This window comes from Embleya sp. NPDC050493 (genome assembly GCF_044458105.1).
Classification (GTDB): domain Bacteria; phylum Actinomycetota; class Actinomycetes; order Streptomycetales; family Streptomycetaceae; genus Embleya.
The window spans coordinates 612,837-624,297 of record NZ_JBITHP010000003.1 but is presented as its reverse complement, the minus strand read 5'-3'; the positions used below and the strand labels follow the sequence as shown (position 1 = coordinate 624,297).

Below are 11,461 nucleotides of genomic sequence, written 5' to 3'. Positions count from 1 at the left end.
CGCAGGGCCTGTTCGTCGCGGGCCTGGTCCTGCTGCTCCTGCTGTCCTCGGCGGTGCTGGGCGAGCGTCCCGGCGGCCGGGAACGCGCGGGCGTACTGGCCGTGCTCGCCGCACTGGCGATGATCGTCGCCTCGTTGCGAGATGCCGATCCGGTCGGCGAACATGCCCCCCTCGGCCGGTTCCTGGCGGTCTGCCTGCCGGCTCTCGCGGCCGGCCTGTGGCTGTACCGCGCCGCGGACCGGCGCGCTCGCACCCCCGGCGGCCCACCCGCCACCGGCGTGGCCTACGGCGTCGCGATGGGCCTGCTGTACGGGGTGAGTTCGCTGGCGATCAAGGGCATCTCCGGCCGGCTCGGCCGGCACGGCATCGGCGCCACGGCCCTCGACCTGCTCCGCTCCCCCTACCCGTACCTGCTCGTCGGCATCGGCGCGGCCGGCCTGGTGTTGTCCCAGACCGCGCTGCAACGCTGCCGGGCGTCGCTGCTCGTGCCGGTGTGCACCACGGTCTCCGCCCTGCTCATCGCCGGGCCGGGCAGCTTCGCCTTCGGCGAGGCGCTGCCGGACGACCGGGTCCGACCGGCCCTGCGCCTGCTCGGTGGCCTGCTCGCCGTGACCGTCCTGCTGCTCCTGCCCCGGCACGACCGGGACACCGGCCCCGCGGAGGACATCGACCCCGAGGAAGACGCGCACCGCACACCGGAAGTCACCGCCTCGCCAGAGGAGTCGCCCATGCAACCCGACGATCCGCTCCTCCGGATCCTGGCCTGCCCACTGGACAAGGGACCACTCACCCTGCTTCTTTCGGAGGACGCCTTGTACAACCCGAGACTGCACCGCCGCTACCCGATCGTCGACGGAATCCCCCAACTCCTCCCCTCTTCCGGCGTCCGGGTCTCGGACGACGAACACGCCCGGCTCACCCGACGGATCGCCCCATGACGCTCGCCGCCCGGCTCGCGCCCCGGGTGTCCCCGCGACTGGTCATCGCCGCCGTCGACGTGCTGTACCCGCGCTTCGAACCGGAGTTGCGGCGGATCGCCGACTTCGTCCCGCGCGGCGGCACCGCCGTCGACGTGGGCGGCTGGTACGGCCCGTGGTCCCGGCGACTGGCCGGGCGCGCGGAGTCGGTGGTGACGGTGGAACCGGTACCGCATCTGGCCGCGTTGCTCGACACCGGCACGCCGGCCAACGTGCGCGTGGTGGGCGCCGCGGCAGGCGACCGCGCCACCGGCACCGTCGCGCTGTGGTTGCCACCGGGCGACCGCGGTGATCGCGGCGTGTCCTCGCTCGTACGCAGGCGGATCCACGATCGGGCGCTGGACGTACCCTGCGTGCGCCTGGACGATCTCGGCCTGACCGACGTCAGGTTCGTCAAGATCGACGTGGACGGCAGCGAATCGGCCGTGCTGCACGGTGCCCGGGACATCCTGAATCGGGATCACCCGGCGCTGTTCATCGAGTTGGAGGCGCGCATCCAGTCGCCCACGCCGGTGCTCGACTTCCTGCACCGACTGGACTACCAAGGCTGGGTGTTGCCCGGTCGGCACTGGCTGCCCCTGGCCGACTTCGATCTGGCCGGCCATCAGGCGCGCACGTCGCACGTGGCCGAACGCGGCCTGCTGCGCCGCACGTTGGCACCGTTCAGCCGGCGCTACGTCAACTCGGTGCTGTTCCTGCCGGGGGCGCGGCAGCCGGGTCCGGGGGCGGGCGGCTGACCATCGCGGCGTGCGCACCGGGTGGCCCGCGCGCACGGGCGCCGTGTCGGTGCTCCTGGACCGGTCGCATTCACAACAGGCCGTGGTCGTGCGCGTAGATCGCCGCGTGGGTGCGGTCGCGTAGACCCAGGCGGGACAGTATTCGGGAGATGTGGTTCTTGACCGTGCCCTCGCTGAGAAACAGCCGGGAGGCGATCTCGCGGTTGGTCGACCCGGTGGCGATCAGCCGGAGGACCTCGGTCTCCCGCTCGGTGAGCACGCCGGGGCCGGGTCCGGGGAGGCCCGGACCCGGTCCCGGCCCCGGATCACGCGCCGGCGCCGGCTGCCCGGGCCGCGCCGCCGGCGGTTCCGGGCGGGTCATGCCGGCGGCCAGGCGTCGGGTGATCGACGCATCGATCTGGGCGACGCCGGCCCGGGCCAGCCGTACCGCGGCGGCCAGTTGCGCCGAGGGCAGGTTCTTGAGCAGGTAGCCGACCGCGCCCGCGCGCAGCGCGTCCGCCACGTACTCGTCGTCGTCGAACGTGGTCAACATGATCACCCGGCACAGCGGTGCGCGCTCGCTCAGCCGCGCGACCGCGGTGACCCCGTCCAGCACCGGCATCCGCACGTCCATCAGGATCACGTCGGGCTGTTCGGCCATGGCCGCGGCCACCGCCTGGCGGCCGTCCGAGACCGCGCCGATCACGGTGATGCCCGGTTGCACGCCGAGCAGCGAGGCGATGCCCTCGCGGACCAGTTCCTGATCGTCGACCACCAACACCCGTACCGGGTCCTCCTCGTGCCCACTCATCGGCTCGCCGCCCCGACGGCGACCGGAACACGCGGCACCGTGACCGTGACCACGGTGCCGCGTCCCGGTGCCGCGTCCACCTCGACCCGGCCACCGAGCAGGTCGACCCGTTCGCGCATCGCCCGCAGGCCGAAGCCGTCACCGGTGCCGGGCGGGCGATCGCCGAGGTCCGCGCCCGGTGCGAAGCCGCGCCCGTCGTCGGCGATCACCAGCCGTGCCTCGCGTTCGCCGTACCGTGCCGACACCGCGACGTGTCGGGCGTCGGCGTGCCGGTGCGCGTTGGTCAGGCCCTCCTGCGCGGCCCGATACAGCGCGGTGAGCGATTCGAGGTGGAATCCGCGCTCCTCGCCGCTCACGTCCAGGGTCACCCGGGCGGGGCCGCCGTCGACGTGCCGGACCAGCTCCGCAAGCGCCGTGGACAGCGAGAACGCCTCATCCTCGTCGCGCAACGCCCGTACGGAGGCCCGAACTTCGTCGAGTGCCCGGTCCGCGGACCAACGCGCGTCGGCGATCGCCCGTTCGGCGACCGGCGCATCCCGGTCCCGGAACACCGCGGCCTTCTCCAACTGGATGGCGATCGCGGTCAGGTGATGGCCCAGCCCGTCGTGGAACTCGCGGGCCAGTCGGTTGCGTTCCCGGGCGACGGAGAGCTGCTCGACCCGGGTCGCGTACTCGGCCAACCGCTCGTGTGAGTCCCGCAGTTCGCTCAGCGTGTCGGCGAGCCGCACCCGGCTCGCCTGTTCGCCCACCGCGATCGAGGCCATCACGACCGCGAGCGCCAGGCCCAGGCCGGACATCAGCAGGTCGGTGACGATGTCGGTACGCAGGTACCACCCGGGCACCCACAACACGTTGCCGAGCAGGATCACTCCCACACACACCGCGCTCAGCAGCACACCGGCCCGCCGCCCGAAGGCGACGAACGCGGTGAGCGGAACCAGCACGAACAGCGCCCGGGAGACGCCGGAGCGGTCCAGTCCGGCCGCCGCCGCGAACAGTGCGAGCCGGCCGATCAGGAGCGGCACCGCCTGCCGCGGCGGCGTGCGGACCGGGTGCCGGCGCACCTCCCGGCGATCCAGCGCAATCAGGAGCAACAGGCAGCCGGCGAACCCGGCCAGGCGCAGCGCCCGGACCGGACCGGGCGCGATCACCCCGCCGTAGAGTCCGCCGAGCAGCACGACGGCGTAGACGGTGGGCGGCACCCAGGGCATGGGCCGGGACACCCCCGTGATCGGGGTCGGCGGTGACGACGCGGCCATCCTGGCACCTCTGTTCGATCCCGAGTGCGGTGCGCCGAACGATACCGGCGGAGACCGCACGCACGACCGGCGCGACGCAGGTCGTGCCCGTCCTTGGCCGAAGGTCATGTGCCGTTCGGCCGGCCCGATCGCGGCCGCGGATGGAGCCGGTCGGGCGCGGACTGGCCACTCGGCATCTGTGGGCCACCGTCCGGCCCTTCCTAACCTCGGATCGGCGCGGTCCCGAGCATTCCGATCGCACCGGCTTCACCCCGCTTACCTGTCCATGCGGATGCGCTCCGTTCGTTCCGATCACCCCATGAAGGGCAAGATCTTGCCGAAGACCACCCGCCCATTCGCCGTCGCCGCGGCATGGCTGCTGACCGCGACGCTGGGCTCGACGGCGGCGAGCGCCGTACCCCCGTCCGATGCGGTCGCCGGATCGTCGTGCAGCGTGCGTGTGCCCGGCGCGGAGTACGTGATCGGCGCCTGCCTGGCCGATCTGACCACGGCCGGCACCGAGGCGTCCGGGCACACCGACCCGAACGACTGGGCCGGCCTGGAGGCGCCCGGCACGACCAATCCGTCCGGCGTCGAGGGCGTCCAGCTCGACGGCTACTTCCCGGACACCTCGAAGACCAATACCAATCATGGGTGGCATCACGACGCCCAGTTCGTGATCCGACTGCCGGAGAAGTGGAACGGCGGCCTGGTCGTCGCCGGCCCACCCGGCGTGCGCGAGCAGTACGCCAACGACCGGCTGATCTCCGACCACGTGCTCGCGCGGGGCTTCGCCTACGCGGCCACCGACAAGGGCAACACCGGCGAGCGGATCTTCGAGGACGGCCGGCGTCCCGGCGACGCCATCGCGGAATGGCACGAGCGGGTGGCCCAGTTGACCGTGGCCGCCAAGCAGGTCGCCGCGCGGCACTACGGTCGGCGGCCGGCGAAGACCTACATGGCGGGCGCCTCCGCCGGCGGCTACCTGGTGCGGTGGCAACTCGAGCACAATCCGGGCCTGTTCACCGGCGGCGTCGAGTTGCACGGTGTGCTGCTCACGCCCGCCGCACCCAACATCCTGGACACCGCGCCGGCGGCGTTGCGCGCCTACCCGAGGTATCGCGACAACGTGCCGGGCGCACGGGAGGAGATGTACGCGGCCGGCTACCCGGCGGGCTCCGAACCGACGTGGGAGTTCCACTACCGGAAGTTGTGGGACTCGCTCCAACGCATCGTGCGCGAGGAGATCGACCCCGGGTACGACGGCCCCAAGGAGGGCGGCACGCCGTTCTGCCCGCCGAACACCATCCAGGGTTGCGACACCGACTACGTGTACGCCGACCGTCCGGCCGCCGTGCACAGGGTGGTGGAACGGCTGTCCCTGACCGGGCGGATCAAGCGTCCGCTGATCAGCCTCCAGGGCACGCTCGACGCGTTGTTGCCGATCACGAGGAGCGGTGACGTGTACGCGAGAATGGTCGACGAGACCGGGCGCGGCGGTCTGCACCGCTACTACCGGGTCACCGGCGGAATGCATGCCGACGGCCTGTACCCGGCGCTGCCGAAGGTGGCCCAGGCGATGTCGCCGTGCTTCGCCTCGGCCTTCGACGCCCTGACCGCCTGGACCACGCGCGGCACGCCGCCGCCCGCGAGCCACACCGTCCCGGCGGCTGCGGAGGGGGCGGACCGGGTCAACGGCTGCGGACTGTAGGGGTGCTCGTCGGCTCGCGCGGGGTGCGGCCGGGTCGCGGGGGCGGCGATGCGGGGGTAGCGGGCCGAGCGGAGCGGAATCGGGGCCCTGACGCGCCGGGGTGGGGCGGCCGGCCCCGGCAGCGCCGGGGCCGGCCGTGCCCGACGTGCAGGGCGCGCTCAGTGCGGCGTCGCCACCGGCGAGTCCTTGGTGACCGCCACCCCGGCGGCCGGGTCGACCCCCTCGACGCCGGAGGCGGGTACGGGTGCGGGTGCGGGTGCGGGTGCGGGTCGGGGTGGGGTGATCGTGTCGACGTCGTCGTCGGGTGCCGGGACGGGTTCACCCGCCAGCACCTTGCGGGCCCGGTCCCGGTCCAGCACGCCCTCCCAGGAGGCCACCACCAGACTCGCCACGCTGTTCCCACACACGTTGGTCAGCGCGCGGCACTCGCTCATGAACTTGTCGATGCCGAACACCAGCATGATTCCGGCCACCGGAACGTGCCCGACCGTGGACAACGTCGCGGCCAGCACGATGAACCCCGACCCGGTCACCCCCGCCGCGCCCTTGGAGGTCAGCAACAGCACGGCGACCAGGCTCAGCTGTTGTCCCATGGACAGCGGTGTGTCGGTGGCCTGTGCGACGTACAGCGCGGCCAGCGTCAGGTAGATGCAGGTCCCGTCGAGGTTGAACGAGTACCCGCTCGGCACCGTCAGACCGGCCACCTGCCGCGGCACGCCCAGGTTCTCCATCTTGCTGATCACCCGGGGCAGCACGCTCTCGCTGGAGGAGGTGCCCAGCACGATCAGCAGTTCGTCCTTCATGTAGCGCAGCAGGTGCAGGATGTTCAGCCGGATCGCGGCCATCACCACACCGAGCACCACCACCACGAAGAACAGGCTCGTCCCGTAGAAGATCGCCACCAGTTCGCCCAGGCTGGTCAGCGTGTCGAGCCCGTACTTGCCGACCGTGAACGCCATCGCGCCGAACGCGCCGACCGGTGCCGCGTACATCACGATGCGCAGCACCGCGAACAGCACCCGGCCGGTCCGCTCCACGCCGACCGCGATGCCCTCCGCCGGGCGCCCGACCAGCTTGATCGCGATGCCGAAGAGCACCGCGAAGAACAACACCTTGAGCACGTCGCCGTCGGCGAAGGCGCCGACCACGCTGCTGGGCACCAGATCGGTGAGGAAATGCCACCAGGACTGCGCCTCGCCCTTGTCGATGTAGCCCTGCGCGGTCGCGGAGACCTTCATCGAACCGACGTCGGCGTGTACCCCGTCGCCCGGGCGCAGCACGTTCATCACGACCAGGCCCAGGATCAGCGCGATCGTGGTCAGCGCCTCGAAATAGACCAGCGACTTCCAGCCGATCCGGCCGGCGCCGCGCAGGCTGTCCACGCCCGCGATGCCGGTCACCACGGTCACGAAGATGATCGGCGTGATGATCATCTTGATCGCGTTGACGAACGTGTCGCCCAGCGGGCGCAGCTGTTCGCCGGTGTGCGGCCAGGCGGCGCCGACCACGATGCCGGCGAGGATGCCGACCAGGACCCACACGTACAACAGCGTGTACCAGGGCCGGCGCGCCTGCGCTGCCCGTACGGGCGGCGAGTCGGCGGGCGGCGGCGGGTCGGCCGCGCCGGCGGCCGGGTCGGTCGTGGTGGCCTGGGACATGAGGGGCCTCCCGGGAGGGTGTCGGGTCGAGCGGACGGGAACGCTGCGACACCGGAGCCGGCACCGGGCCGGGCCCGCCTCGCCCGGCGGGGCCCGGCCGGTGGTCGAACCGGTCGGGCGGCGGAAACATCGGCGAAACAGCGCGTTACGGCACGTAGATTGGCGCGCCAGGGGAGAGGGTCGGTGGTTACGCGCATTACGCGCACGACGAAATTCCGGCCGAATCGTCGGAAAACGCCTGAAATGCGGACAGTGACTGCCTTGCGAGACGGGCCGGACGTCCAGTGATAATTCGCGCATGGCCAACCAGAGCATCGCTCGGCAGGTGCTGCTGTGGCAGCTCGCCCTCGTCCTGCTGCTCGTCGCGGCGGGCTCCGGCGTCGCCGTCCATGCCGTACGCCGCTCCGGCGAGCAGACCGCCCGCGAGCGCGCGCTCGACGTGGCCCGCACGCTGGCCCGCGCGCCCGGCATCGTCGAGGCCGCCGGCTCCGCCGACCCGACCGCCCGGCTCCAGCCGACGGCCGAGCAAATCCGCAAGGAGAACGGCGTCGATTTCGTGGTGGTGATGAGCGTCGACGGCACCCGCTTCACCCACCCCGACCCGACCAGGATCGGCAAGACGTTCCTCGGTCACATCGACGCCGCGGCCCGGGGGCGCACCTCGACCGAGACCTACACCGGCTCGCTGGGCCCCTCCGTACGCGCCGTCGTCCCGATCCTCGGCCCCGACGGCCGTCCGCTCGCGCTGGTCTCCGTCGGCGTCACCAACCGCCGGGTCGACGCGCTGGTCGGCCAGGACGTCCCGCTGGTGCTCGCGGTCGCCGCCGCAGCGCTCGCCGTGGCCTGCGCGGCGAGCATGGCCGTGCACCACCGGCTGCGCCGGCAGACCCTGGGTCTGGGACCGGTGGAGCTGCGGCGGGTGTACGAACACCACGACGCGGTCCTGCACGCCGTCCGCGAGGGCCTGATCGTGGTGGACTCCGCCGGCCGACTGGTGCTGGCCAACGACGAGGCCGTCCGACTGCTCGCGCTGCCGGCCGCGCCGGAGGGGCGGCACGTGGGCACCCTGGGTCTGGACCGCACCCTGGCCGACACGCTCGTCGCCGGCCGCACGGTCGGCGACGAGATCCACCTGTGCAACACCCGCGCCCTCGCGGTCAACATCAGCCCGACCGGCCGGGACGGGCGGATGGTGGCCACCTTCCGCGACCACACCGAACTGCGCGCCCTGGTCGGCGAACTCGATCAGGTCAAGGGCTTCGCCGAGGCGCTGCGCGCATCCGCACACGAGACCGGCAACCGGCTGCACACGATCGTCGCGCTGATCGAACTCGGGCGCGGCGAGGAGGCGATCAGATTCGCCACCGGCGAACTGACCGCCGCCCAGGACCTGGCCGACGAACTCACCGCCGCCGTACACGAACCCGCCCTGGCCGCACTGCTGTTCGGCAAGCACGCGCAGGCCGCCGAACGCGGTGTGCAGCTGACCGTGACCGCCGGGCCGGCGACCGACCACGACGGGCCGGACCCGCTCGACGCGCTCGCCTCCCGGTTCGAACCACGCGACCTGGTCACCGTGCTGGGCAACCTGGTCGACAACGCGATCGACGCGGCGGTGTCCGCGCCGCCGCCGCGCACCGTGCGGGTCACCGTCGGCGTCGACCCGGACGCGGTCGACGGCGGCCTGCTGCTGCGGGTCGCGGACAGCGGCCCCGGCATCGACGAACCGCTCGCCACCCGGGTGTTCGAGCGCGGGTGGAGTACCAAGGAGAGTTACGGATCCCAGGATCGCGGTCTGGGTCTGGCCCTGGTCCGGGCCACGGTGGCCCGGCATGCCGGCACCGTCGACGTCGCCCGCGGCGAGACCGGCGGCGCGGTGTTCACCGTGCGCCTGCCCGCACTGCCGGGCCAACGTCCGGGGGAGGAAGCATGATTCGCACCCTGATCGTCGAGGACGACCCGGTCCTGGCCGAGGCGCACGCGGTCTTCACCGGCCGCATCCCGGAGTTCGAGGTGGCCGGCGTCACCGGCAGCGGCACCGAGGCACTGCGCCTGTTGTCCACCCGCCGAGTCGACCTGGTCCTGCTCGACCTCTACCTCCCGGACCTGCACGGCCTCGACCTGTGCCGGACCATGCGCGCCCAGGGACACGACGCCGATGTCATCGCCGTCACCTCGGCCCGGGATCTGCGGCTGGTGCGCTCGGCGGTGTCACTGGGCGTGGTGCAGTACCTGCTCAAGCCGTTCTCGTTCGCCGCGTTCCGCGAGCGCCTGGACGGCTACGCGGAATACCGCCGCCGGATCGGCGCGGCCGGTGCCGCGCCGACCGCCACCGGACAGCGCGAGGTCGACCAGGCGTTCGCCGCGCTGCGCCGCACCTCCGAGGCGGCGCCGCTGCCCAAGGGCCTGGCCGCCGCCACGTTCGAGGCGATCGTCGCGCACCTGAGCACGGGCGCGGTGACCTCCGCCGCCGACATCGCCGACGCGGTCGGCGTCTCCCGCCCGACCGCCCGCCGCTACCTGGACCACCTGTCCGCCCGCCGCCTGGTCTCGCGCGAACCCCGCTACGGACGCGCCGGTCGCCCCGAATACATCTACCGCTGGCACACCCCACAACCGGAGACGTCCGGCCCACCCGGACCCGGATAGGCCCTGTTCGGCACGCCCGCAAGCGAGGCCGTGAGCGAACACCGGGTCGCCTCGGGGTCCCGCCCCGCCGATTCCGGGGTCGGGACGCTCCGACCCCGGTACCGCCATCGGCCGGTTCAGGACTCGGGCGCGTCCGAGAGGCGCACGAACGTGTAGCCCTGTTGCAGGAGTTCGGGAACGGCCAGGCGGATGCCGGCGGCGGTGCCGCCGCGTGGGTGGTTCATGTGGCCGATCACCACCGAGCCCGGGCGTACGTCCCGCATCGCCTTGCGAACCTGCTCGGGGGTGAAGGTGGCGCCGCCGTCGGCGTTGACGTGGAAGCTCGCGAAGCGTTCGCCGACGTCGGTGACGATCCGCGCCGCCACGTCGTCGCAGTAGGCCGTCCCGGAGCGGAAGAACCGCGGTGGCCGGCCGAGCAGTTCGGTGAGTTTGGCCCGGTTGCCGGTGATCTCGTCGTAGACCTCGCCCGCATCCCTGGTGCCGGGGATGCCGTAGGCGGCGCGGCCGGACACCGACAGCGGCAGATGCCGGGTGCCGTGGTTGGCGATCTCGAAGAGCGGGTCGGCGGCCAGTTGCCGGAGCGTGGGCAGGTTCTCGTCGACCCAGCGGGAGTTGACGAACAGGGTTGCCGGGACCGACCGTTCACGCAGGAAGTCGATCAGTGCGCGGTCGTACTCGCTGCCACCCTTGCCGCCGCACGCGTCGAAGGTCAGCGCCGCGACCTTCCTGGTGCCGGGCAGGCGGGACAACGACCCCGGCACCTCCAGGCCCCAACTCGTGGGCACCTGCCTGCCGTACCGGGCGACGATCTGCTCCCGGGTCGGGACGGCGGCCGGCGGCGGGCCCGAGGGCTGCGGCGGTGTCGGCTCCGACGGGGCGGGGCGAGCCGCCGCCGGCGCCGGCGGTGCCGTCGTCGTCGGCGCGGCGGACTTCCCCGCATCCGAACACCCCGCCAGAAGCCCGCCCAACGCGGCTGCCAGCACCACCCGTCGGCCCACGTCCATCGCGCCGTCCTCCACATCCGCGCGACGCCAACCGCCGTGCGGGTTCACCCTAGAGCGTGTCCTCGATCCCGCCCCGAGCGCCACGACGCGGGATCGAGAACGCGCCCTGGAGGATCACCCCCGCGCGCACCGTCCGGTACCCGTGTGGCACACCGCCGAGTGTCGTCGGCACTAGCGTCGCGGTATGACTGTGTACATCTCCCTGACCCTGGACTGCACGAACGCGCCGCTCGTGGCCGACTTCTGGAAGACGGCCCTGGGTTACATCGACGAACCGCCGCCCGCGCCGTTCGAGACTCGCGCGGAATGGTTCGCGTCGTTCGACCTGCCCGACGACGAGTCGCCGGACGACTCCGCGTGGTTGTGCGATCCGCAGGGTGTGGGGCCTCGGCTGTCCATCCTGAAGGTGCCCGAGCCCAAGACCGTGAAGAATCGGCTGCACATCGACATCCGGGTGCCCGGACACGGCTCGCCCGAGGAGCGCTGGGACCGCATGGGCGCCGAGGCCGCGCGCCTGGTGGCCGCGGGCGGCACCATCCTGCACGAGGACACCGGCCACCACTTCGTGATGGCCGACCCCGAGGGCAACGAGTTCTGCGTCGCGGCCGGCCGGGCGCCGAACTGACCCACCCGCGGCACCGTCCCGGGTCGGCACCCTCCCGGGCCGGCGCCGGGCGGCCCTGGGTGGTGGGCCGGA

The 11,461-nt window shown here is 72.7% G+C and carries 10 protein-coding genes; 6 read left to right on the top strand and 4 right to left on the bottom strand.

The features are described 5' to 3' along the window. Positions 1–728: 728 nt before the first annotated feature. Both ACIBM5_RS09440 and ACIBM5_RS09435 read left to right on the top strand, forming a co-directional pair. Positions 729–938 (top strand): Trm112 family protein, encoded by a 210-nt coding sequence (locus tag ACIBM5_RS09440; RefSeq protein WP_396006383.1) that lies wholly within the window; start codon positions 729–731, stop codon positions 936–938. Beyond that, positions 935–1,714, top strand: a complete 780-nt coding sequence (locus ACIBM5_RS09435; RefSeq protein ID WP_396006229.1) for an FkbM family methyltransferase — start codon at positions 935–937, stop codon at positions 1,712–1,714. Before ACIBM5_RS09440 ends, ACIBM5_RS09435 begins: the two co-directional genes overlap by 4 nt. A 70-nt stretch (positions 1,715–1,784) precedes the next feature. Here the strand turns inward: ACIBM5_RS09435 and ACIBM5_RS09430 are convergent, their stop codons facing one another. Together ACIBM5_RS09430 and ACIBM5_RS09425 are read right to left on the bottom strand one after the other, a co-directional pair. Further along, positions 1,785–2,504, bottom strand: a complete 720-nt coding sequence (locus ACIBM5_RS09430; protein ID WP_396006228.1) for a response regulator — start codon at positions 2,502–2,504, stop codon at positions 1,785–1,787. Continuing rightward, complete coding sequence (locus ACIBM5_RS09425; protein WP_396006227.1) at positions 2,501–3,763, bottom strand: sensor histidine kinase; 1,263 nt, start codon at positions 3,761–3,763, stop codon at positions 2,501–2,503. The genes ACIBM5_RS09430 and ACIBM5_RS09425 overlap by 4 nt, the downstream gene beginning before the upstream one ends. A gap of 298 nt (positions 3,764–4,061) precedes the next feature. Between ACIBM5_RS09425 and ACIBM5_RS09420 the strand changes: the two genes are divergently transcribed. After that, entirely contained in the window at positions 4,062–5,453 is a 1,392-nt protein-coding gene (locus ACIBM5_RS09420) for a tannase/feruloyl esterase family alpha/beta hydrolase (RefSeq protein ID WP_396006226.1), read from the top strand. Positions 5,454–5,611: 158 nt separating this feature from the next. Here ACIBM5_RS09420 and dctA read toward each other — a convergent pair whose 3' ends face one another. After that, positions 5,612–7,111 carry a C4-dicarboxylate transporter DctA gene (dctA, locus tag ACIBM5_RS09415; RefSeq protein WP_396006224.1) on the bottom strand — a complete coding sequence of 500 codons (1,500 nt, stop codon included), beginning with the start codon at positions 7,109–7,111 and terminating at the stop codon, positions 5,612–5,614. 298 nt (positions 7,112–7,409) lie between these two features. Here dctA and ACIBM5_RS09410 point away from each other — a divergent pair, with 298 nt between their 5' ends. Together ACIBM5_RS09410 and ACIBM5_RS09405 are read left to right on the top strand one after the other, a co-directional pair. Then, positions 7,410–9,044, top strand: coding sequence for an ATP-binding protein (locus ACIBM5_RS09410; protein ID WP_396006223.1), 1,635 nt, complete (start codon positions 7,410–7,412; stop codon positions 9,042–9,044). Continuing rightward, positions 9,041–9,760: a response regulator gene (locus ACIBM5_RS09405; RefSeq protein ID WP_396006222.1), complete on the top strand. Its 720-nt coding sequence runs from the start codon at positions 9,041–9,043 to the stop codon at positions 9,758–9,760. Before ACIBM5_RS09410 ends, ACIBM5_RS09405 begins: the two co-directional genes overlap by 4 nt. A 116-nt stretch (positions 9,761–9,876) precedes the next feature. Here the strand turns inward: ACIBM5_RS09405 and ACIBM5_RS09400 are convergent, their stop codons facing one another. Next, positions 9,877–10,812 carry a polysaccharide deacetylase family protein gene (locus ACIBM5_RS09400; RefSeq protein ID WP_396006220.1) on the bottom strand — a complete coding sequence of 312 codons (936 nt, stop codon included), beginning with the start codon at positions 10,810–10,812 and terminating at the stop codon, positions 9,877–9,879. Positions 10,813–10,948: 136 nt separating this feature from the next. Between ACIBM5_RS09400 and ACIBM5_RS09395 the strand changes: the two genes are divergently transcribed. After that, a complete protein-coding gene (locus ACIBM5_RS09395; RefSeq protein WP_396006219.1) occupies positions 10,949–11,389 on the top strand; it encodes a VOC family protein in 441 nt (146 codons plus the stop codon). Positions 11,390–11,461: the final 72 nt, after the last annotated feature.